Here is a 19,975-nt window from a genome sequence, read left to right as displayed (position 1 = left end):
GGGCGATCTCCCTAAGCTGTTATCTGAGTGAATATTTGAAAAATAATGGTCAGCTTTAGGAGAGTCCCTTCGCTTGCCTGACCACCTTCATAACAAACTCTGTCCCAACTTCTGCGGTTCAGCACAGGACGACCATTGAACACAGCAAGAGAAATTGCTTCATCTCTAGTCTGCGCAATACCTAAAGCGATCATCTCATTAATAAACTCAACCGGGGTAAGCGTCTGATATTCGACACCGAGAGTACAATTATCTTTAGCCATTCGCTATGTCTCCTTAAGGTTTAGCGCTCTGGTTAGCCCTCAGTTGATGCTACCAACATCAATTGGGGGCGTTTTATTTGTCCGTTATGGTAACAGATTACAAGAGTTCATAAACGCTTTATTATCAGATTGTAAACGCATTAAAAGCGGTTTTAAAGTGTTTCCAAAGTGTTTGTAGTTTGTGAAATAGTCCATGAAACATATCCCGTCTATAGTCGCCAACAAGTCCTGGAAGCATTGCAAATAGGTGCAGATCGGCTTAGAGGTATCACAGGTACGCTCAATAAGCTAAATCCTGTCGGCTGGGATTACTGCCGTTACCAACGCAATTTCTCTAGTGAATCTTTTGAGGTTTTAAAACTATATAAAAGCCTCGTGGATTCCCTTGGAGAAAAAGGCGCAATTCTCAATATTCATTCTGTTTGTAAGGAGAAATTTAAAGATGTCGTCCAATCTTAATGATGTGATTCAAGAAGCAAATGCCAACGCTCGTCAAAACGATGCTTGTCACTCAACGCAACCATCCCAATCCGTACCAGAAGCAAACCCCTTATCCAAAGCCCGTGACCAACTGAAGCGCTCCACCAAACTCTATGCAGCCAGCGGTATTGTCGAGGGTCTGAATGAACTACTGGTCGGTGATTTCAGTGGCATTGAGGAAGAATTATCTATTGCTGTAGATGATTTTTCGGAGCGGGTTGCCCACCCAAAGTCATCCGACTTGGAGATCGCACCCTCATCACCTTCGTTTTTCGCGCTGGCTCCAGCGGAGTAAGTCATCATCAACGCCCTCTATTCCCAGACTTCTCGATGGGAATGGGGGTCTAGTTCTATCCCTGTAAACCAATGTCAGATTCTAAAAAAGGTGGGGCGATCGCCCGAGAGATTTTTACGCGAGAGGTTCATTATTCAGAACCGATTAGCACTGAAACAAGCTCAGATAGTGATTCAGATTCGACGCTTGTTTGGCTATTGAATCAGCCGTTGTTTTGGATAGCGGTAGGAGCCGTGGCGATCACCCTCATGACCGATGATCGAGCGCCAGTAATCATCAACAATCAAGCACCGCCCCCAATCATTATCAACAACTAACCATGTTTGGAAGTAGATACACCCCAGAACGAAAGCGGCGGGCTGAGCGAAAACTTGAACGGGCAAAACAACGGCTGGAGATCGCCAAACAGGTTGTCGGCATTGAGCAGCAAACAATTTTGGTCAATGCCCAAGTCGATGCCCTGGAAACTGCCAACAAGAAAATCACCAACCATCAACTGAAATTACTGAAATCCACAAACAAGAAGGCGATCGCCGCGCAGATTGCGGGAATGGATGCCCAGGTGGAAAAGTCATTACCCAAGATGCTGGAGTCGAGGCATCAGGCGGGTCAGAAGATGATCAGCAGCAGCTCAATGCTAATCCAATCAGTGAAAGACCGGGCGAAATCATAGATGTTGAGGTGATCGAATGAAATATTTCTGTTCCTATGCCGTTGGTGGCTGTCTCTCGGCGATCGCCTTCTCTGCGTTTCTGACTGAAATTGCGCGGTTGGTGCCTGCATTGACGACTGGATTGTTGGTGTTTTGGGGTGTGGTGGCGGTTGTGAGTGGTGTGGTTATTCGATTATCCGACACGACAAAATCATTCGGTCAATTATGGCTCTGGGCAAACCTATTAATTGGCATGGGGGTCTGTTTTGGTATCGCTTAAACATCTACAAAATAAGCCCTTGGATGAATCTGATGATTTCTCTTTGAGTTGGGCTTGGGTTTGGGTAGTCACCCTCTATCTCATCGCAGCCGGAACCCTATCCGCCTCATTCATCAAGTTTGAAGGCAACAACAATATCGCCACTCGTCTAGCCATTCGGTTATTAGGGTTGGGGGCGATCGCCACAGGTATTGCCAAGACGAGAGAGATTCAATATTTCGCGAAGTACAGCGGTTACCGTGAAGTTCTGCGTGAGGATCGCTTTATCGAGCGGTTCATGAAACCCAACGCCAAAGCTAAGACTGAATCAGCACAAGAAGAAGACGAAATCGCCATTTATGATTGGCAGCGCCTCCGGTCTGAAGCGACAGGCATCATGATTGCGGGTAATCCTGGCCATGGTAAATCATCAGTTGCTTTGTGGGCATTAGGTTGGCTAACTCAACTTGAAGCGGCAAAGATTGAGGTCTGTGACCCTCATGCGGCGGTGAATCGCGGTTGGGCTGAAAATGGCTTTCATCCGGTTAGTGACTATGCAGACATCGAACAGAAATTTACTGATGCTCTAGCAGAGTTTAAGGCGAGGAAAAAGCGTGCAGAGCAAGGACAAGATATCGGTCGCAAATACATCCTCGTGGCAGATGAGACAGATAGTTATGATGATAATTTCGAGGATGCAGAGTTAGTCTCTAGGGTTCAGACTGTCCTGGGTAAGGAAGGGAGAAAATACGGCATTATTCTCATCTTTGTGACCCACACATCCAATGTCACTAACAAGAAGATTGATGCTCAGGAAAGGGATTGTTTTACATCGATTACGCTAGGTGTTTCTGCAATTTCCAAAGCTGAAAAGGTATGGGGTAAGAAGTCACAGGAATGCAAATTATTGAAGCAACAAGCATATCCATGTGTGGTGATATCGAATGGTATTCCTCACCTCGCAATTCATCCGACCCATGGTGAATATGAGGAGTTTAAGCAGTCAGGTAATCCACCGAAAAATCTGCTACCAATCCACCAAATCCATGATTTTGGGCAGCAACACCAGCAACAGTCAGCAACATCTCCCAGCAACACCAGCAACAATTATCTAGAACGCCTATGGAATCTGGAGTTTGACTTGGGCAGCAACAGTCCAGCAACATCAGCAACACCGACAGATGGCAGCAACAATAATCCTGATATTTGCCCTTTCTGCGATAGCAGCAACACTAAATGGCATAACAAGAAAAGCGGTAGGCGGTATTGCAAAGATTGTGATTCGACTTGGACAGTTAGTAAACAATGAATAATCTCAATCTAAAAAGTAAAGATGTGCATATGCTTTTAAATTCAATTTGATACTCTGCGATAGTATAATTGCTCAAACAAATATTTCCATGTCTCACTAGTCTGATGCGAAAGCAAGGAGAGAAAGAGTAACGTTTTGACTGAGCCAATTATTGTCGAATATCTCGTTATCGTCGATCCAAAAAAAGGTCTAGCATGTGACATTCCAGGTCTCCGGTATTTGCTTGAGGCTCACGATAAATTGACGCTTTCAAATGGCAGTATCTCGTTTGAAGACTCCGAAGTTTCATTCGAAGTGTCCACAGATGAAGTCGTGGGCGATGCTAATCTTCGTTTCTTTCACTTGATACTTACTGTAGATGAAGAGCAGATAGTTATCTTTCAGAGTGTACTTAGGGCTGTACGTTCTGTCCTTTCAAAAGCAGCAGAAATGCCAATACAGATTCTTCGCGATGGAGTGGGGTTTTATTATGCAAAGCTTGCGTATCCTCAGATTCACCGCATTGAGAATCTCATGCGTAAGCTCATTACGAAATTTATGATCACACGTGTAGGTATGGGCTGGACGACGGTAAATGTTCCTCGTGAGGTTACTAGTGCGATTCGGACGAATAAGAATAAACGTCATCACGATCTCCTATGGGATACTGATTTTATTCAGCTTGCAAATTTCCTTTTTAAGCCATACGCTCAAAGCGATAATTCTGATCTACAAGTGCTTTTATCCTCTTGCACTGGTGAATCGCTTCCAACTTCAGCACTCGCACCATTTGTCTCTCTCTCTAATTGGCAACGATACTTCGATGAACTTGTAGCCTGTGAAGGCGATTACCTTGAAAAACGGTGGATACGACTGTACGAGTTACGTTGCAAGATTGCGCACAATAATGTCATCACCGTAAAAGAATCTGATGAGATTACGCAGCTAGTAAATGATTTAAGCGAAAAGCTTGAGGAAGCAGTCGCTCGGCTTGGTGAGGTCGAAGTTCGACTTGAAGACCGCGAACAGTTGGCAGAAGATGCTGTAAGTATTCACGAGATAACTGGACAATTCATCGAAGCTTGGAGAACTCTCGAGAAACTCATACTCCATATTTCGAAAAAAATCGATCTGAAAAACGAGAGGCTCGTCAAGCGCGGAGCTCGAGGAAATATTAGTGGATGCGTTGTCGTACTCCGCGACCAGTGTTACCTTCCAGAGGAGTTACTCAAACCTCTTGTCGAGCTTTGGCAACTACGCGATTTATTGGTGCATCACCATGATGCTGAATTCGATAAAGCTCGACTAAAAAGCGAGATTGCGAGGGTCGAAATTACAGTACAAGCCATATCCGAGTGGTTCGCAGAGCAATAATAGGTTGAGGAACGATCGCCTGTTTCTTCAGAATCGCCAACCAGATAAATTTCATCACTAGAATGAGGTGAACGGCATCGTCTCCAGTGATCATGGCAGCAGAGCAGAATCAAGACCCTTCGCAAATCAATCAGACTGGTACTTTTGGTATCGGCGTGAATCAAGGGACGATTGAATCTGGTGCTGTAGTTGCGGGTCAATACACAGTCATCAATCAGCCACCTAAGCCAAAACCAATTCCTAGTAATGTGCGACGTGGCTCAAAGAATTATGTTGAGCGGGAAGAAAATACTCTCCAGCAAATTCACGATAAGTTGCAAGCGGGTCAAGGAGTCATCGTCTGTGCAGTAGAAGGAATGGGCGGTGTCGGTAAAACTGAGTTGTCTCTGCAATATGCCCAACATTACAAACAGGAATATACAACACAGTATTTTCTGTCACTTAGAGAAACGAAATTACCGCAAGCTGTGGTGACATTGGCGAGTCCATATTTGCCATTGCCAGAACCAATGCAGTCAGCAACCATCGAAGAACAAGCCGCATGGTATTGGCAAAACTGGCTACCGGATGAAGGCAAGATGCTAGTAATTCTGGATGATGTGCCCAATGCTGAAAGTATTCCTGATTTGGCGATGCCTTTCGACCCAAGGGTAAAGGTATTAGTCACAACGAGAGAGCGTCAACTTGATCTAAATTTTGACTCATTATCGCTAGAGGTTTTGTCAGAGGAAAAAGCCATTGCTCTTCTAGTGAATATCGTTGGGGAGAAAAAAGTCATCAAGGAGATTGCAACAGTAAAAGAGATTTGTAAAACCCTTGGTTATTTGCCATTAGGACTGGAATTAATCGGGGAATATCTCGGGCAAAATCGCTTTCTGACCTTTGCAGAATTACAAAAACGGCTATCCATTGCGGATGAATCTCTATCGCGAGAGCGACCAAAGAAATTTTATGGCCAGCGTGGTGTAATGGCGGCAATCCAGCTCAGTTGGGATGATCTCAGCGAAGCCTCAAAACGAGTAGCGATGTGGCTAGGATTATTTGCACCAGTGGAAATTTGGTGGGAGTTAGTCGAATGGCTCAGCTCCAAGGTTGAGATCACAGAGACAGAACTGAATGAAGCACGGGGCGAGTTAGACCGTTTAAATTTGATTCAACCGACCGATGATAGCTATGACTTTTATACGATTCACTCTTTAGTGCGAGATTTCTATGGGATGAAGTTATCTGATGCACAGGAAAATCAGATATTCAGAAAGGGATTTGTAAAAGGTCTGCTGAGGCTTGCTCAACTAATGCCTCGCGTCCCAACAACAGAATGGTTTTCAATGTTTACTCTAGTGATTCCTCACTTGGAGTTAATGAGTCGGGAGATGTTGGATGATATTCAGAATCAAGATGAAGACTTAATTTGGGCATTTATCGGAACAGCCGGATTCTATAGGGGACAGGGGTTATATACATTAGCTGCGAAGCCATATCAGAGATGCTTAGATGTGACGCGAGAGCTACTAGGAGAGAGGCATTTGCATGTCGCCGCTAGCATTAACAACCTTGCAGAATTGTACAGATTGCAAGGGAAATATGAAGAAGCTGAACCCCTGTTTTTACAATGCCTATCGATGAGAAAAGAGCTATTAGGTGATCAAAACCAAGTTGTCGTCGATATTATTAACAATCTTGCAGGATTGTATCGAGAGCAAGGGAAATATGAAGAAGCTGAACCCCTGTTTTTACAATGCCTATCGATGAGAAAAGAGCTATTGGGGGAGCGACACCAAGATGTCGCCAGTAGTATGCAACATCTTGCTGATTTGTACCAAAACCAAGAGAAATATGAAGCAGCAGAACCCCTGAATAAAAAAGCCCTATCAATGAGGAAAGAGCTGTTAGGAAAGAGTCATCCAAGTACTGTTACTAGTGTGCATAACCTTGCATTCTTATATAAAGAGCAAGGGAAGTATGAAGAAGCAAAACCTCTGTTTGAAACAGTTCTATCGATGTACCAAGATCGATTAGGAGAGCAGCATCCATATGTTGCTACTAGTATGAGTAACCTTGCAGAACTGTATAGATTGCAAGGGAGATATGAAGCTGCGGAATCGCTGCAAAAAAAATCCCTATCGATGAGAAAAGAGCTATTAGGGGAGAGCCACCCAGAGGTCGCCAGTAGTATGAGTAACCTTGCATTAGCGTACTCATCGCAAGGGAAATATGAGGCAGCGGAACCCCTCTATGAACAAGCCCTCTCGATGGCACAAGAACTATTAGGGGAGCGCCACCCAGATGTCGCCAGTAGTATGAGTAACCTTGCAGGATTGTATCGAGAGCAAGGGAAATATGAAGCAGCCGAAACCCTCTTTCAACAAGCCCTCTCGATTTATATGTCTGCGCTGGGACAAGACCATCCTCATACTCAAAACGTTCAGAACGGTTTTCTCATGAATAAGCTGCATATTGCCACTGGTTTAGATGAGGAAGGATTAGCACAAATGGAGCAGAACAACCCAGATGAATTTCAACGACTACTCCAGCAAATCATGTCAAATTAACGTGAGTTCTGGATAAGGAATGATAGGTCTAATCAAGCTGTAAAGAAGGTTTTTTGGGTTGATGGCAGTAAGCAATCAGCCCACACAGCAAGTTCACACAAAAGTTTGTGGGACTGCGATGTCGGGAATGTTCAATCTGTGAGATGTTCTTCAGTTGGTCAATAACTGTCTCAATCAAAGCCCGCTTACGAGCAAAAAGTTTATCTTGATAAACCATCAAATGATGCTTCATATTTCGACGAGGTTTAGCCATTAGGGTCACCTCATGTTCCTCTTGAAGATGCTGGGCTAAAGATTGTGAGACATAGCCTTTATCGGCAAAGACTTTACCCCATAAGTCTTGCCATAACTCCACTACAGGTTGGCGGTCATCGGTATTTCCGGGCGTCACTTGGACGTTGAGTAATTCTCCTCGCTCATTGATGACCAGGTGTAGTTTGAAGCCGAAGAACCATCCCACCGAAGTCTTGCCCCTTGCCGCGCAACCTTCAAAAACACGATGTTGAGAGATACGGCGATTATGGCAAACCTTGATGCTGGTGGCATCAATGAAGCTAATACCAGTGCATTGTCCGAAGCATCGTCGCAGATATGTACAGAGAGGAATCAAGCTCGAAGGTATCCATGTCACAAAGCGTTGATAGCTCACAGCTAGAGGAAACTCTTGTTGCCAATCGCATTTCACCTTGATGAGATAGAAATGCTTGAAATTTCGATAGTGAGATTGATGGAAAGCAATGAGAATAGTCATCACCTCACTCAGACTGAAGCTTCTCTGACGGCGACGGTATTTTTTGCCAGAGCTGAGTAACGCTTGATGCCATAAGGGTTCAAAGACTTGGCAGAAATCATCAACATGGCAAAACAGAGCCTCTAGACTGGACATGGGAGAAAGCCGTGGATTCGTTACAACTTCCACGATATGGGCTTTCTCCTTTTCTTTCCTTATCCAGAACTCACGTAAATTAGGCAGTTTTATCTGTTTAGTGATCGCCACACACCCACATCCTTCTCAAATCATTCGGCGATCGCCTTTTTCTCTTCAGCTAATTTTTCTACCAGTGAGTCCAGAAACATAAAATCTCTGTTTCAAAGAGCCGTTTGTAAAAATCTGAGAGCTTCCTTGGCTGCTAGCTTCTTAGCTTGCTTTTTTCTCGTTCCTGTTCCTTCTCCCTTATAAGGAATGTCGCCCGCCTTTCCTTCGCAAGTACATAGAAAACCATCATCTACCTCTGTCATGGAGTAGGAGGGGAGTGCCCATTGATTAGACTGACACAGTTCCCCTAGGAGGCCAATGAAGTTTTGACCATCCTTGAGATGAGTAGTAAGCGAAGGGTGTTTTTTAAGCTCAGAATCATCTTTGATCAAGTTAGGCTGTGGTTCAGCTCCCGATGGTAATTGGCGTTGCTCTGGTTCTACTAGCTTCCCGCTGACATGGGCATTCAGCCAAGCGAAACATCCATGATGTTTGGCAAGCTGCTTTTTCTTCCCCGCGCCAGGGAGCCGACTGGTCATAGACTGCCCATCGACAGTAACTACAGCCCAGCAAACAAAGTTCTTCTTAGACTTTTGCTCAATGAATGAGACCTCTTCCCACTGCGGCAAAATATTATTGGCGATCGACATAATGCTTGGCGCATCACACACTCGACTCTTTAACGCTTCAAGCGCTATCTCCTGTAATGCGTTGTCCTGATTTTCGAGCAACAGCAAAAAGAGATCATGGATGGCTAGAGAGCCATCCGACAGTCGCTGATTGAGGGCTGGTTTCAACGGAGCAACATTATTTTCGCGAATGCCATGACGGAGAACCCGCGTAAATTCTTTCGCAGAGAGCTGCGTTAGCCCTTCAACTTTAGCCAACTGCTTAGAATGCTCCGCCTTCGCTTGTTCCTTAAAAAAAGCTTTTGAACTCTCTTCCGCCTGCCGATTAACGTCCTCAATATGGTCTGCAATGTTGCTGAGTTCTACACTCGGATATGGCGATGCTTGTTCCTGTAAAACAGCTTTAATGATGCGGTGGTTAATCAGATCAGGTAGTCGTCGAATCGGGCTAGTGAAATGAGTATAAGCCGTTAGATTCAGCGCGAAATGTCCTACCAATGCAGGACTATAAACAGCTCGATTCAGCCAGTTTTGCAGTTGTTGTCGCATCATGGCTACATTGCCTGATGTAAACAACGCTTGAATCAACTCACTACGCTCTGGGGCGATCACCTTTGCTGTATGGTTGCGATACAAAATAGGCAGGTCTCGATCTGCACACCACTGTGCGACGGCGCGATTGGCAAGGATCATAAATTCCATGATGATCCGCTGGGAATGAAAATTTCCACCCGGACTATCAATAATCCGACCCTCTTCATCCAGAAGGGTGTCACCTGCTCCAACCATTCCACCAAATGCACCAGAAGCCTTACGTCGCTTACTGAGCTTTGCCGCCCACCTTTGGCATAGTTTTAGCTGATCATGGAGGGGATGACTGGGGTCATTGCAAGCCTTATCCGCCTCTTCATAGCTAAACCGCTTGCAGCTAACCAACTGAGTCTCATAGAGATCGACTTTTCTAATCTCCGCATTCTGATCAAGAGCAATCTCCACAGTGAGCGTTGGTCGCTGTTGATTCGGCATTAGGCTGAGCAGATTTTCAGACAATGCATAAGGGAGCATTGGGGTATTGCCTTGTCGGTGATAGAGGGTTCGCGCACGTACCATTGCCGCCTGATCCAAAGCTGAACCTATCTTTACCAACTCAGCGACATCGGCAATATGCACCAATATCGTCACGCCAGCATCGTCTGCCGTTCTGACCCAAATCGCATCATCGAGATCCTTGGAGGTGGGGCCATCAATCGTGAATCCTTCTGCTTGAGGACGCTTCGATAACCTATTTGGCAAAGATATCTTCTTGGCCTCTTCCAGGGCTTTCGTCCAAGCAGTGTTGATTAATGGTGGTGTTTTCTGTTGCTCAATCATTTTGATAGTGATCGTCTTTGATATCGAGAAGGCTAATGCATCAGCATTCTCGAATAGGTGGTTACTTTTTTAGTAGCGGTCATAGATTTCTAATACTCTACATAATATATATGTACTCTTCAGAACATAGCTATGATGCCTGAGAAGATCGCCCCTCAAATAATTCCACAAATAAAAAAGGCGATCTCCTCCAGAAATATCCGGAAAAGGCGATCGCCTATAGAACATATGATCTCTTCTTATGATGCCAAATCGTCGTGGAGGTCTTTGAATCTCAGGTTCACTTCTCCGAGTAATTCATCCAAAATTTTTACTTGTTCAATAGAAAGTGAAGGTTTGTGAACTCCATTTTCCCACGCCGAAACCGTAGTTCTAAGAACGCCTAATGCCTCAGCAAATTGGGCTTGGTTCATTTTCAGTCTTTTACGAAGAACTTTCAAAGTGATTTTTTTGTTGCGCTCATTTACAGCAATCATTATACTATGGATGTCGGGTTGTCCCGACAAAAGCCGCCGTTTAGAAAGGTAGGGAGGAACTGGCATTCCTTCCTACCCATCACAGACATAAAATCTGCTTGGAACAAGATTTTATTATGCTGTGAGTCTTACTGTGTGCGGGTTTCAGGACACCAACAGTAAACACCAACAGGAGAAAGTACTACATCTGGACAATAATCGCCGAATACTGAGTCAAAACCATATCCATAGCGGATACGCAAGTACTAACAGCTAACAAATAATTTTTTTGAATGAATACTTCTCATGCTTTTGATCGACATGAGGCTTTTCAGATCTATCTAGGTCTGATTAATGCTTCTGCTGGGAAAAATATTGATTCCCTTCTTCAACCTGCCATCGAGCTGGCCAAGAACTTTGAGGCCCATATGGATGCTCTTCCTGATATCCTCTCTGTTCCTCAAATCCTCCCTCTTGATGTCTTTTGCAGATTTTTTCACAAGGATAATTCTGTTTTGATTGAGACTTCTGGTGGGGAGAGATTCCTTGTTGCTGAATATCCCAATTCAGTCATGGCTTCTAGAACGGCTACCACTCTCAATTCTTGGTTTGAAGAGGAGGTTAATCATGGATTTTGAAGCTTTAACTCTCGTTGCTGCCTTTACTGATAAAGGCATTTCTATCCATGCAGATCCTCGCCAAGTCCATGAGCTTGGTTTGGGGAAATCTATGCTTGCTTATGCTGCTATCCAAGAGCACTGTGATTCTGTTGTCTCTGAGATGGTTAAAGAGCTTGGCGAAGAGTCCCTCGCTGAACTCCTCGCTGAGATGAAGGCAAAACAGGCAGAGGAAACCGATGGCTGATCCTTCTTTGGTATCTGCTCAGCATCCAGATTTTGATGAACTCGCCGATACTTTTGCCGACATCCATTCCCAGACTGGCACCTTAGAGCGAAAAATGGCACTGCTCTTACGTGACCTTGCCCCTTCTTTGCCCACTTCGACTCCTATCCAAACCAATACTTGCATTGAAAATAATTCAGGCATTGAGTTATGACTCCTACTCCAAACTTTGATGCAATCCATCAAACTGGATTGTCCCTTGTTGCTGCTCACGATTATTACGACTCTTTAGTTCGCCAATACCCTGTTGGTCTCTGTCCTGTGGAGAATTTAGATATGGCCTTATCTCTCCTTACTGAGGACACCAATACACTCCTTACCTTATGCCGAGATTTGAAGGAAGAGGTGATTTTAATTCCGACCAAGACTCAGCTTTATTCTCTCCACTTAAATTACCGTTCATGGCTTGTTGATGTGAAGTTAGCCGCCAATATCAGTGGAGGTCTTGATCTGCTGATTAAGAGTTCTGTTGATGACTAATCGCCCACCCTCTCGTCTCTTTGTTCTAGCTGAACGGGTTGAAGCTGAGGTGATTATCTCTAACTATTTCAACCCTCAGGCGATCGCTTCCGTCAATGTCCTGACTAAGCCATCTGGCCATAAAAACGTCACTATCTTTTGGCTATCCGGTCACAAATCAGAGCTGAAGGGTGAAGCTGCCAAATCTTTTCTCAATGCGTTTGAGCAGGGTCAATCTCCCCTTTAATCTTGTAGCGCTCTTCAGAACAATTACCAACATTTAAACAATCGAATAATGCAACAACTACTGTTAGATCAGCCCGTAGTGGAGGGGGCACAGCCTTTTCCTGCGAAAGCTTATGGTGTCATTTATGCCGATCCACCATGGCAATACGAAGACAAAAAGAAAAACCGAGGCGGTGCGGAACGTCATTACCAGACGATGAGCGACCATGAGATCCAGAACTTACCTGTGTCTCAGATTGCCGAAAATGATTCCCTGTTATTCCTGTGGGCAACATGGGCAAAGCTCCCAGCAGCATTACAGACGATCCATTGTTGGGGCTTCACTTACAAGACCGAGGCTTTTCTGTGGGTAAAACGAAATAAACGAGCAAAGAGTTTGTTTATGGGCATGGGCTCCTACACCAGAGCGAATAGCGAGTTTTGCTTATTAGGGGTTCGTGGCAAGGGTTTAAAACGTAAATCGGCGAAAGTTCATCAAATCATCGAAGCACCGATTAGAAGACATTCTGAGAAACCGCCTGAGACCAGAGAGCGCATTGTCGAATTGGTGGGAGATCGCCCGCGTATCGAATTATTTGCACGTGAAACCGTAGACGGCTGGGATAGCTGGGGAGATGAGCTTTAATGTCTGCATTGAACTTCAAGAAACAATTTGTCCCACTGATTGAGAGTGGGGAAAAACGGCAGACTATCAGATGTCGCAAGCGTCCTATCAAGGTAGGTGAACGCCTCTACCTTTACACCGGGCAGCGCACTAAAAGCTGTCGAAAAATTGCTGAATCAATTTGTGGGAAAACCCATGATTTTGTGCTCAGCAAATATCAATTAGATGATTATGCCCGCATCTTCATCGATGGGGAGCAAATTTGCAACGCACACATCCGAGAGCTTGCGTTCAGGGATGGATTTGAGACTGTGGAAGACTTTGTTCAATTTTTCCTAACCTCTCCAAAAGTCGAGACCAAAAGCCGCGTCACAAGTTTTTCAGGGCAAATTATTAAGTGGGGGATGTTATGCAAACCTTAGACAAAACAGCGTTGCAAACCGAACTTGATGCTTCGGCGATCTCCCCAGATATTCAGCATAATTTCATCCCGATTAAAGGGCGTGATAAAGCCATTCCAGATGTGGATGAATTGGCTTGGGATTACCTGTTTTATCTTCAGGTCTACCGCAAGAATAACGGTGGATTACGTAAGAAATGGCTTGATAACTACAGCCATATCGACGCTGGTGGCTGGTAGTGCTCGACCCTAGACATCATCAATGGAGATCGTTCTCCATGGGGCTGTTTTAAACCCAACACCCCTCGCAAAAACAGAGACGGCAAACTCATTAAATATGAGCATCCTCCGAAAGAGCCAACGCAACCATTCTTCCTCGAACTCAATCGTGACCGATGGGAACGGATTGCCGGCGTTGCAGAATAGAGGTATGAATGGAGGTTGTTGACTCAATGGAATGTCCAGAATGCCAATCTACTCATATCCGTAAGAATGGAAAGAAAAAAGGCAAACAGAATCACATCTGTGTAGATTGCGGTCGTCAGTTTATCGACCACTATAGTCAGCTCGGCTACTCAAATGCCTTCAAACGTGAATGCCTCAAAATGTATGTCAACGGTATGGGCTTTCGAGCCATTGAACGGGTGAAAGGAGTGCACCACACTACCGTCATCACTTGGGTCAAACAAGTCGGTGCATTGCTGCCTGATGCTTATGAACCGGAAGAGATGTCTCAGGTCGGGGAACTCGATGAACTTCAAACATTCGTCGGTGCTAAAAAAACAAGGTCTGGCTCTGGACAGCAGTAGACCACTTTCAACCAGGTATTCTTGCTTGGACTATTGGTGACAGAAGTGCAGAGACATTCAAGCCACTATGGGCAATCGTTAGTCTCTGGAGATGCTTCTTTTACGTCACAGATGGCTGGAAAGTTTATCCCATCTTTGTACCCGATGGGGACCAGATTGTCAGTAAGACCTATATGACTCGAGTCGAAGGAGAGAACACTCGATTGCGGCATTATCTCGCTCGACTCCATCGAAAGACCTTATGTTATTCAAAGTCTGTGGAAATGTTAGAGCATTCGATTCGATTGCTGATTCACTATCTCAAGTTCTGGGATGTTCCTATCCCTCGACCCTCATAGATTCATACCTCAATTCACCAACGCCGGATTGCCAATCTCCATGGCGTAGGTTTTCCCGACTTATCCGACGTGCCAACATCAACAGATTCATTTGAGTTTTGGGAGTGGGTCAAGGCAAACCCTGAACTACCAATCATCATTACTGAAGGGGCAAAGAAAACGGCGCTGAGGTGATTATCTCTAACTATTTCAACCCTCAGGCCATAGCTTCCATCAATGTTTTGACTAAGCCATCCGGTCATAAAAACGTCACCATCTTTTGGCTATCCGGTCATAAATCAGAACTTAAAGGGGAAGCCGCCAATTCATTCCTCAAAGTATTTGAGCAGCAATCGCCGAGTAATCAATAACCATCATTTAAACAATCGAATAATGCAACAACTACTGTTTCATCAGCCCGTAGTGGAAGGGGCTTTACCTTTCCCTGCGAAATCTTATCCTGTCATTTATGCTGACCCACCTTGGCAATATGACGACAAAAAACAGAATCGTGGTGGTGCTGAACGTCATTACCAAACCCAATCAGATCGCTGGATTCAGAATTTACCTGTTAGTCAGATTGCAGACAATAATTCAGTGTTATTACTTTGGGCGACTTGGGCGAAACTGCCAGCGGCGATGGCGACAATGTTTGCTTGGGGTTTTACCTATAAGACCTGTGGTTTCCTTTGGGCAAAACGCAACAAGCGGAAACCGACTTGGTTTATGGGCATGGGTTCTTATTCCAGGGCTAATACTGAACCTTGTCTATTAGGTATCCGTGGCAATGGTCTAAAGCGTCAATCAGCCAAAGTGCAGCAGCTTATTGAAGCGCCGATTGGTCGCCATTCCGCTAAGCCTCCAGAAACAAGGGAGCGCATTGTCGAACTGTTTGGCGATCTCCCGCGTATCGAATTATTTGCACGTGAAACCGTAGACGGCTGGGATAGCTGGGGAGATGAGCTCTAATGCCTGCACTGAACTTTCAGAAACAGGCGTTGGTGAATTGAGGTATGAATCTATGAGGGTCGAGGGATAGGAACATCCCAGAACTTGAGATAGTGAATCAGCAATCGAATCGAATGCTCTAACATTTCCACAGACTTTGAATAACATAAGGTCTTTCGATGGAGTCGAGCGAGATAATGCCGCAATCGAGTGTTCTCTCCTTCGACGCGAGTCATATAGGTCTTACTGACAATCTGGTCCCCATCGGGTACAAAGATGGGATAAACTTTCCAGCCATCTGTGACGTAAAAGAAGCATCTCCAGAGACTAACGATTGCCCATAGTGGCTTGAATGTCTCTGCACTTCTGTCACCAATAGTCCAAGCAAGAATACCTGGTTGAAAGTGGTCTACTGCTGTCCAGAGCCAGACCTTGTTTTTTTAGCACCGACGAATGTTTGAAGTTCATCGAGTTCCCCGACCTGAGGCATCTCTTCCGGTTCATAAGCATCAGGCAGCAATGCACCGACTTGTTTGACCCAAGTGATGACGGTAGTGTGGTGCACTCCTTTCACCCGTTCAATGGCTCGAAAGCCCATACCGTTGACATACATTTTGAGGCATTCACGTTTGAAGGCATTTGAGTAGCCGAGCTGACTATAGTGGTCGATAAACTGACGACCGCAATCTACACAGATGTGATTCTGTTTGCCTTTTTTCTTTCCGTTCTTACGGATATGAGTAGATTGGCATTCTGGACATTCCATTGAGTCAACAACCTCCATTCATACCTCTATTCTGCAACGCCCAGAAACAATTTGTCCCACTGATTGAGAGCGGTGAGAAACGACAAACCATTCGCAGCCGAAAGCGTCCAATTAAGGTTGGCGATCTCCTTTACCTCTATACCGGACAGCGAACTAAAAGCTGTCGAAAAATTGCTGAGTCTATCTGCACTAAAACTCACGATTTTCAGATTAGTAAATATCAAGTAGACCTCTATCCTCGCGCTTGGATCGATGGTGAATTGATCTGCTCCTTGCACCTTAAAGAACTGGCTCTCAGAGATGGATTTAAGGAAGTAGAAGACTTTATTCAGTTTTTTCTCCAATCTCCCAAGGCTCAGACAGAGAGCTGTGTCACAAGTTTTTCAGGTCAGATTATCAAGTGGGGGATGCTATGCAAACTATAGGAAAAACAGTTTTACAAACCGAACTTGATGCTTCGGCGATCTCCCCAGACCTCCAACATAATTTTATTCCGGTAAAAGGTCGTGATGAAGCCATCCCAGATGTTGATGAGTTGGCTTGGGACTATCTGTTTTACCTCCAGACTTACCGCAAGAATGATGGCGGGTTACGCAAGAAATGGCTTGATAACTATGGGCATATCGACGCAGGCGGTTGGTGGTGTCCCACGTTAGACATCATCAATGGAGAGCGATCTCAGTGGGGTTGCTTTAAGCCCAACACTCCGCGAATCAACCGAGATGGAAAGCTCGTTAAGTATGAGCATCCCCCAAAAGAACCGACGCAACCCTTCTTCCTCGAAATCACAAAAGAACGATATTGGAGCATCGTTATCAATAATGCTGTGCAGCCTGAAGTTCCTGACCAAGCAGGTATACCAGAGGAATCTTTCCCTTTTGCTTTCTGGGAAATTGTTAGGCAAGTACCAGAAATCCCCATCATCATTACCGAAGGGGCAAAGAAAACCGCATCGTTACTCAGTGCCGATTATTGCGCTGTGGGAGTCTCAGGCATTTGGAATGGCGCACCAAAACAAAAAGCAGGGGATGGCACTCCATTAGAGAAAAAACTCAATCCTCAATTAGAGAAAATCGCCACACCAGGACGTGAAATCATTTTCTGTTTTGATAACGATGACAAACCGAAAACCATTGCATCGGTGACTAAAGCTATCCAATCGATGGCTACATTATTCGAGGCTCAGGGCTGCACCGTTTCGGTAATGAGTTGGCGCGACATCTACGACGAGAAAGGTATTGATGATGTCCATGCTATTCACGGCTCTGATGCTGTTGATCAATTGGTGGGAGAGCGCCTTTCCTTCGATGACTGGCAGAAGCTGATGAGCAAGCCGATTCTCAAGACTCAGGAAACAACTGAAGAAGAGAACGAACGTTACCACCAAAAATTGATTGATGCAGAGCGCATCATGAGAGAAAACGATCCAGAAGCCTATACAGAAGTTACCAGCCGGATGGAAAAGGTGGAAGCTTTTACTTCTACCCCCCTCGCACCCGTCAGTCAATATGACCCCGCACTAGCACCAGAGCGCAATGACACAGCAGAAACAGAAGACTTAGAACCCGCCCTCACTTACCAAGAAATTGCCCTGAGAACGATTTATGGCAAGGGTCATTATCTTGCGTTACACAATCAACTTTACGCCTTCAATGGCACCCATTACGAACAATTGATACCCCAAACCGAAAAGCTCAAAATCAAAGCTTGGGCTGAACAATATTGGGTGAAAGACCCCAAAACCAAACGCCGTACCTTACGCTATCTCAACACCCGTAGTATTAATGCCATTTGGGACTGGGCATTACTCAGCTTCGGTATCAATCCAGAGCGCGTTAATCCCCCTGGCCTTAACCTCACGAATGGTGTATTGCGTATCAGTTGGCAAGGACGTATACCAAAATGGCAACTATGCAAACATACCTATCGCGACTTTTATCTGTATTGCTCAAAAGTTTCCTATGAACCCGACGCTGACCCTAGCCAATGTAATCGACTATTAGCTTGTCTTGACCCCGCCCCTCGCACCGCTTTATTACGACAATTAGCCGCAGCGTTTGACCTCCAGACCATTCGCAAATTACACAGTCGCGGTATCAAAGCAGCCATTGCCAAAGGTACAGGAGCCAATGGTAAAGACTCTATTCGTGCTGCGATCTCCAAAATCTTCTGCAATCAGATGACAGGTATCGGCTTAAGCGAATTTCAGACCTATGACAAAGGCAAAAAATATGGCTTAGCTCCCCTGGAACATTCCCTTGTTAATTGGTCGAGTGAGAACAATATGGGTACACCTCTAGATCGAGTTGAAAGCCTTAATATCTGTGTCACTGGTGAAGAAAACGGACTGTGGATTGAAGATAAACACGAAAAAGCGCGTCCTTGCACCCCAAAAGGCATTCACATTTTCAACACCAATCAACTCCCAAAACTTAAATCCGGCATGGAGTCCTTACTCTCACGTTTTGTGGTCTACGACTTCAATAAAACCTTTAAGCACAGCCCGAATCTATCAAGGGGCGAACTAAAAGCAGATCCAAGATTCCATGATGACCCCCAATTTCTAATACAAGAGGTTTGTCCCGCCCTGATTAATCGTTTACTCGAAGAATTGATCAACTTGGCGAATGATGGCATCGATTACGACAGTATCAAGGGTGGACTCGATGAGCTTCAGGAAGAATCAACCCATCTCTGGGCTTTTGTGAATGACGTGGGTTTAGAAGTTGCTCCAGAGGGCAAAATCTGGGTATCAGAACTCTGGGAAAGGCTCCGAAAATGGTACATCGACACCGGGGCGCTCGAAGTTGAGGAATTCGAGAATGGCAAGACCAAAAATACCTGGTTTGAGCAAGCCAACCCTTACGACCGAAACGTTAAGGGCATGAACCAAATTTACAAGCGGTTTAAGATGCTGTTCCCTAAAATCAAACGGGTTAGAGAAACAGCAGACCCAATTGCCAAAGGTCGTTGTTATATTTTGGGAATAACTTTTAATACATCTAACCCACTGCCTCACAACTCAGATAAATCAGGGGTTATAGCCTCACCAACTGCCCCACCTATCCTTACTCTTCCTCATTCTTCTATAGAAAAAGGTGAGGGAGAAAATGAGGGAAGTGGAAAGGCTACAAGTCTTGCTAAGACTTCAAGTGAGGCAGTAAGCCATACATCTCACAAATTAGTCAACTTTTTTTCGCAGCCAGAAAATTTACCAGAAATCCCAGAAAAATATGCCAGAGCGAGTTTTAAGTTTGCGCTTGGTGAAATAGTGCAGCAGAAGTCATCACGGCGATATGTAGAGATTGTTGAGTATCCTGGCATTGGTTTCCGCTTCAGTAATCGAACTTATCGGTGTCGGTGGCTAGAATCTCTCTCCAGTGATCCAGAACCAACAGAGTGGATTAATCAATCTGATTTAAGGGAGATCGACTAATGCCAATGAAACGTCATCTCTATCCATCCAACTGGGATACCATCGCCACCATCATCAAGTACATGGCTGATTGGCATTGCACCAAGTGTGGTCGCCCTTGTCGTCGTCCCGGTCAAATGTGGGATGTCTTCTGTTGGGAGCTTCGTCATGAAGGCTCGAAATGGTGCCAAGAAACAGACAAGCCCGGACGTTTTGTTCTCACCGTTGCCCACCTAGACCAAAACCCCGGCAACAATGCCCGCGAGAACCTGAAAGCCCTTTGTCCCACCTGTCACAATCGCCATGATGCCAAAGCGCGGGCGATCAACCGCTCACACACCCGCGTGGTGAAGTTAGAAGATGCAGGGCAATTCAGAATTAAGGGAGTCTAGATGTATGTATCTTGAAATTACCGCTGGTGAGTTTGAGGGCTGGATTGGGTGGTGTAAATACTATGATTTTGCTTCCGATGGTAAAACCAAAGTTTTTATAACTCACGTTTATGATTCCC

28 protein-coding genes are annotated in these 19,975 nt (G+C 45.1%); 23 read left to right on the top strand and 5 right to left on the bottom strand.

Going from position 1 to position 19,975, the window contains the following annotated elements; genetic code table 11:
• Positions 1 to 11: 11 nt before the first annotated feature.
• Positions 12 to 263, bottom strand: a complete 252-nt coding sequence (locus LEPTO7376_RS18695; RefSeq protein ID WP_015135663.1) for a hypothetical protein — start codon at positions 261 to 263, stop codon at positions 12 to 14.
• A 168-nt stretch (positions 264 to 431) separates the two neighbouring features.
• On the opposite strand from LEPTO7376_RS18695, the gene LEPTO7376_RS18690 reads away from it, so the two are divergent.
• The 8 genes from LEPTO7376_RS18690 (at position 432) to LEPTO7376_RS18655 (ending at position 7,166) form a co-directional block, all read left to right on the top strand.
• Entirely contained in the window at positions 432 to 722 is a 291-nt protein-coding gene (locus LEPTO7376_RS18690) for a hypothetical protein (protein ID WP_015135662.1), read from the top strand.
• Positions 706 to 1,038: a hypothetical protein gene (locus LEPTO7376_RS18685; RefSeq protein ID WP_015135661.1), complete on the top strand. Its 333-nt coding sequence runs from the start codon at positions 706 to 708 to the stop codon at positions 1,036 to 1,038. Before LEPTO7376_RS18690 ends, LEPTO7376_RS18685 begins: the two co-directional genes overlap by 17 nt.
• A 71-nt stretch (positions 1,039 to 1,109) precedes the next feature.
• Positions 1,110 to 1,355, top strand: a complete 246-nt coding sequence (locus LEPTO7376_RS18680; protein WP_015135660.1) for a hypothetical protein — start codon at positions 1,110 to 1,112, stop codon at positions 1,353 to 1,355.
• A gap of 2 nt (positions 1,356 to 1,357) precedes the next feature.
• On the top strand, positions 1,358 to 1,711 hold the full coding sequence (locus LEPTO7376_RS18675; RefSeq protein WP_015135659.1) for a hypothetical protein: 354 nt from the start codon (positions 1,358 to 1,360) through the stop codon (positions 1,709 to 1,711).
• A gap of 16 nt (positions 1,712 to 1,727) precedes the next feature.
• Positions 1,728 to 1,970, top strand: coding sequence for a hypothetical protein (locus LEPTO7376_RS18670; protein WP_015135658.1), 243 nt, complete (start codon positions 1,728 to 1,730; stop codon positions 1,968 to 1,970).
• Positions 1,971 to 1,989: 19 nt separating this feature from the next.
• Positions 1,990 to 3,258 carry a hypothetical protein gene (locus LEPTO7376_RS18665; protein WP_015135657.1) on the top strand — a complete coding sequence of 423 codons (1,269 nt, stop codon included), beginning with the start codon at positions 1,990 to 1,992 and terminating at the stop codon, positions 3,256 to 3,258.
• A gap of 138 nt (positions 3,259 to 3,396) precedes the next feature.
• Positions 3,397 to 4,614: a HEPN domain-containing protein gene (locus LEPTO7376_RS18660; protein ID WP_015135656.1), complete on the top strand. Its 1,218-nt coding sequence runs from the start codon at positions 3,397 to 3,399 to the stop codon at positions 4,612 to 4,614.
• Between the two features lie 92 nt (positions 4,615 to 4,706).
• Positions 4,707 to 7,166, top strand: a complete 2,460-nt coding sequence (locus LEPTO7376_RS18655) for a tetratricopeptide repeat protein (protein ID WP_015135655.1) — start codon at positions 4,707 to 4,709, stop codon at positions 7,164 to 7,166.
• Between the two features lie 28 nt (positions 7,167 to 7,194).
• On the opposite strand, the gene LEPTO7376_RS18650 is transcribed toward LEPTO7376_RS18655, so the two are convergent.
• From LEPTO7376_RS18650 to LEPTO7376_RS18640, 3 genes are all read right to left on the bottom strand, one after another.
• Entirely contained in the window at positions 7,195 to 8,052 is an 858-nt protein-coding gene (locus LEPTO7376_RS18650) for an IS982 family transposase (RefSeq protein ID WP_015135654.1), read from the bottom strand.
• Between the two features lie 203 nt (positions 8,053 to 8,255).
• Positions 8,256 to 10,142, bottom strand: coding sequence for a ribonuclease catalytic domain-containing protein (locus tag LEPTO7376_RS18645; protein WP_015135653.1), 1,887 nt, complete (start codon positions 10,140 to 10,142; stop codon positions 8,256 to 8,258).
• 239 nt (positions 10,143 to 10,381) lie between these two features.
• Positions 10,382 to 10,684: a helix-turn-helix transcriptional regulator gene (locus tag LEPTO7376_RS18640; protein WP_015135652.1), complete on the bottom strand. Its 303-nt coding sequence runs from the start codon at positions 10,682 to 10,684 to the stop codon at positions 10,382 to 10,384.
• 206 nt (positions 10,685 to 10,890) lie between these two features.
• Between LEPTO7376_RS18640 and LEPTO7376_RS18635 the strand changes: the two genes are divergently transcribed.
• The 12 genes from LEPTO7376_RS18635 (at position 10,891) to LEPTO7376_RS18590 (ending at position 15,304) form a co-directional block, all read left to right on the top strand.
• Positions 10,891 to 11,235 (top strand): hypothetical protein, encoded by a 345-nt coding sequence (locus LEPTO7376_RS18635; protein ID WP_015135651.1) that lies wholly within the window; start codon positions 10,891 to 10,893, stop codon positions 11,233 to 11,235.
• Positions 11,225 to 11,461, top strand: a complete 237-nt coding sequence (locus LEPTO7376_RS18630; RefSeq protein WP_015135650.1) for a hypothetical protein — start codon at positions 11,225 to 11,227, stop codon at positions 11,459 to 11,461. The genes LEPTO7376_RS18635 and LEPTO7376_RS18630 overlap by 11 nt, the downstream gene beginning before the upstream one ends.
• Positions 11,454 to 11,654, top strand: a complete 201-nt coding sequence (locus LEPTO7376_RS18625; RefSeq protein ID WP_015135649.1) for a hypothetical protein — start codon at positions 11,454 to 11,456, stop codon at positions 11,652 to 11,654. Before LEPTO7376_RS18630 ends, LEPTO7376_RS18625 begins: the two co-directional genes overlap by 8 nt.
• A complete protein-coding gene (locus LEPTO7376_RS18620) occupies positions 11,651 to 11,980 on the top strand; it encodes a hypothetical protein (RefSeq protein WP_015135648.1) in 330 nt (109 codons plus the stop codon). Before LEPTO7376_RS18625 ends, LEPTO7376_RS18620 begins: the two co-directional genes overlap by 4 nt.
• Positions 11,973 to 12,206 (top strand): hypothetical protein, encoded by a 234-nt coding sequence (locus LEPTO7376_RS18615; protein WP_015135647.1) that lies wholly within the window; start codon positions 11,973 to 11,975, stop codon positions 12,204 to 12,206. The genes LEPTO7376_RS18620 and LEPTO7376_RS18615 overlap by 8 nt, the downstream gene beginning before the upstream one ends.
• 48 nt (positions 12,207 to 12,254) lie before the next feature.
• A complete protein-coding gene (locus LEPTO7376_RS18610) occupies positions 12,255 to 12,830 on the top strand; it encodes an MT-A70 family methyltransferase (protein ID WP_015135646.1) in 576 nt (191 codons plus the stop codon).
• Positions 12,830 to 13,231, top strand: a complete 402-nt coding sequence (locus tag LEPTO7376_RS18605; protein WP_015135645.1) for a hypothetical protein — start codon at positions 12,830 to 12,832, stop codon at positions 13,229 to 13,231. The genes LEPTO7376_RS18610 and LEPTO7376_RS18605 overlap by 1 nt, the downstream gene beginning before the upstream one ends.
• The gene (locus tag LEPTO7376_RS18600; protein WP_041764108.1) at positions 13,219 to 13,449 is read left to right on the top strand and encodes a hypothetical protein; all 231 of its coding nucleotides are present in this window, start codon (positions 13,219 to 13,221) and stop codon (positions 13,447 to 13,449) included. Before LEPTO7376_RS18605 ends, LEPTO7376_RS18600 begins: the two co-directional genes overlap by 13 nt.
• Before the next feature lie 212 nt (positions 13,450 to 13,661).
• A protein-coding gene (locus LEPTO7376_RS25130; protein ID WP_015135644.1) for an IS1 family transposase occupies positions 13,662 to 14,356 on the top strand; the annotation gives its coding sequence in 2 pieces (ribosomal slippage) (positions 13,662 to 13,986 and positions 13,986 to 14,356; 696 coding nt in all).
• A gap of 69 nt (positions 14,357 to 14,425) precedes the next feature.
• Positions 14,426 to 14,530 (top strand): DUF3854 domain-containing protein, encoded by a 105-nt coding sequence (locus LEPTO7376_RS29235; RefSeq protein ID WP_071880712.1) that lies wholly within the window; start codon positions 14,426 to 14,428, stop codon positions 14,528 to 14,530.
• The gene (locus LEPTO7376_RS25120) at positions 14,527 to 14,706 is read left to right on the top strand and encodes a hypothetical protein (RefSeq protein WP_071880711.1); all 180 of its coding nucleotides are present in this window, start codon (positions 14,527 to 14,529) and stop codon (positions 14,704 to 14,706) included. Before LEPTO7376_RS29235 ends, LEPTO7376_RS25120 begins: the two co-directional genes overlap by 4 nt.
• A 22-nt stretch (positions 14,707 to 14,728) precedes the next feature.
• On the top strand, positions 14,729 to 15,304 hold the full coding sequence (locus LEPTO7376_RS18590) for an MT-A70 family methyltransferase (protein WP_015135643.1): 576 nt from the start codon (positions 14,729 to 14,731) through the stop codon (positions 15,302 to 15,304).
• Positions 15,305 to 15,354: 50 nt separating this feature from the next.
• Here the strand turns inward: LEPTO7376_RS18590 and LEPTO7376_RS25115 are convergent.
• A protein-coding gene (locus tag LEPTO7376_RS25115; RefSeq protein WP_015132314.1) for an IS1 family transposase occupies positions 15,355 to 16,049 on the bottom strand; the annotation gives its coding sequence in 2 pieces (ribosomal slippage) (positions 15,355 to 15,725 and positions 15,725 to 16,049; 696 coding nt in all).
• On the opposite strand from LEPTO7376_RS25115, the gene LEPTO7376_RS18580 reads away from it, so the two are divergent.
• From LEPTO7376_RS18580 to LEPTO7376_RS18570, 3 genes are read left to right on the top strand one after another with little or no spacing between them, the layout of a single operon-like run.
• Positions 16,049 to 16,474 carry an ASCH domain-containing protein gene (locus LEPTO7376_RS18580; RefSeq protein WP_041764104.1) on the top strand — a complete coding sequence of 142 codons (426 nt, stop codon included), beginning with the start codon at positions 16,049 to 16,051 and terminating at the stop codon, positions 16,472 to 16,474. The genes LEPTO7376_RS25115 and LEPTO7376_RS18580 overlap by 1 nt on opposite strands.
• Positions 16,462 to 19,485, top strand: coding sequence for a DUF3854 domain-containing protein (locus LEPTO7376_RS18575; RefSeq protein ID WP_015135642.1), 3,024 nt, complete (start codon positions 16,462 to 16,464; stop codon positions 19,483 to 19,485). The genes LEPTO7376_RS18580 and LEPTO7376_RS18575 overlap by 13 nt, the downstream gene beginning before the upstream one ends.
• The gene (locus tag LEPTO7376_RS18570; RefSeq protein ID WP_015135641.1) at positions 19,485 to 19,856 is read left to right on the top strand and encodes an HNH endonuclease; all 372 of its coding nucleotides are present in this window, start codon (positions 19,485 to 19,487) and stop codon (positions 19,854 to 19,856) included. The genes LEPTO7376_RS18575 and LEPTO7376_RS18570 overlap by 1 nt, the downstream gene beginning before the upstream one ends.
• The last annotated feature ends 119 nt before the right edge of the window (positions 19,857 to 19,975 follow it).

Origin of the sequence: [Leptolyngbya] sp. PCC 7376 (assembly GCF_000316605.1) — a bacterium.
Taxonomy (GTDB): Bacteria; Cyanobacteriota; Cyanobacteriia; order Cyanobacteriales; family MRBY01; genus MRBY01.
Note: the sequence above shows the minus strand (reverse complement) of the source record. Positions and strands in the feature narration are given on the sequence as shown.

Bases quoted from the DNA above. Each gene is read 5' to 3' on its own strand.
- LEPTO7376_RS18670 (WP_015135658.1), top strand. From the start codon at position 1,728: ATGAAATATTTCTGTTCCTATGCCGTTGGTGGCTGTCTCTCGGCGATC.
- LEPTO7376_RS18680 (WP_015135660.1), top strand. From the start codon at position 1,110: ATGTCAGATTCTAAAAAAGGTGGGGCGATCGCCCGAGAGATTTTTACG.
- LEPTO7376_RS18605 (WP_015135645.1), top strand. From the start codon at position 12,830: ATGTCTGCATTGAACTTCAAGAAACAATTTGTCCCACTGATTGAGAGT.
- LEPTO7376_RS18675 (WP_015135659.1), top strand. From the start codon at position 1,358: ATGTTTGGAAGTAGATACACCCCAGAACGAAAGCGGCGGGCTGAGCGA.
- LEPTO7376_RS18630 (WP_015135650.1), top strand. From the start codon at position 11,225: ATGGATTTTGAAGCTTTAACTCTCGTTGCTGCCTTTACTGATAAAGGC.
- LEPTO7376_RS18570 (WP_015135641.1), top strand. From the start codon at position 19,485: ATGCCAATGAAACGTCATCTCTATCCATCCAACTGGGATACCATCGCC.
- LEPTO7376_RS18610 (WP_015135646.1), top strand. From the start codon at position 12,255: ATGCAACAACTACTGTTAGATCAGCCCGTAGTGGAGGGGGCACAGCCT.
- LEPTO7376_RS18645 (WP_015135653.1), bottom strand. From the start codon at position 10,142: ATGATTGAGCAACAGAAAACACCACCATTAATCAACACTGCTTGGACG.
- LEPTO7376_RS18635 (WP_015135651.1), top strand. From the start codon at position 10,891: ATGAATACTTCTCATGCTTTTGATCGACATGAGGCTTTTCAGATCTAT.
- LEPTO7376_RS18695 (WP_015135663.1), bottom strand. From the start codon at position 263: ATGGCTAAAGATAATTGTACTCTCGGTGTCGAATATCAGACGCTTACC.
- LEPTO7376_RS18575 (WP_015135642.1), top strand. From the start codon at position 16,462: ATGCAAACTATAGGAAAAACAGTTTTACAAACCGAACTTGATGCTTCG.
- LEPTO7376_RS18625 (WP_015135649.1), top strand. From the start codon at position 11,454: ATGGCTGATCCTTCTTTGGTATCTGCTCAGCATCCAGATTTTGATGAA.
- LEPTO7376_RS18685 (WP_015135661.1), top strand. From the start codon at position 706: ATGTCGTCCAATCTTAATGATGTGATTCAAGAAGCAAATGCCAACGCT.
- LEPTO7376_RS18590 (WP_015135643.1), top strand. From the start codon at position 14,729: ATGCAACAACTACTGTTTCATCAGCCCGTAGTGGAAGGGGCTTTACCT.
- LEPTO7376_RS18600 (WP_041764108.1), top strand. From the start codon at position 13,219: ATGCAAACCTTAGACAAAACAGCGTTGCAAACCGAACTTGATGCTTCG.
- LEPTO7376_RS18640 (WP_015135652.1), bottom strand. From the start codon at position 10,684: ATGCCAGTTCCTCCCTACCTTTCTAAACGGCGGCTTTTGTCGGGACAA.
- LEPTO7376_RS18655 (WP_015135655.1), top strand. From the start codon at position 4,707: ATGGCAGCAGAGCAGAATCAAGACCCTTCGCAAATCAATCAGACTGGT.
- LEPTO7376_RS18615 (WP_015135647.1), top strand. From the start codon at position 11,973: ATGACTAATCGCCCACCCTCTCGTCTCTTTGTTCTAGCTGAACGGGTT.
- LEPTO7376_RS18650 (WP_015135654.1), bottom strand. From the start codon at position 8,052: ATGTCCAGTCTAGAGGCTCTGTTTTGCCATGTTGATGATTTCTGCCAA.
- LEPTO7376_RS18620 (WP_015135648.1), top strand. From the start codon at position 11,651: ATGACTCCTACTCCAAACTTTGATGCAATCCATCAAACTGGATTGTCC.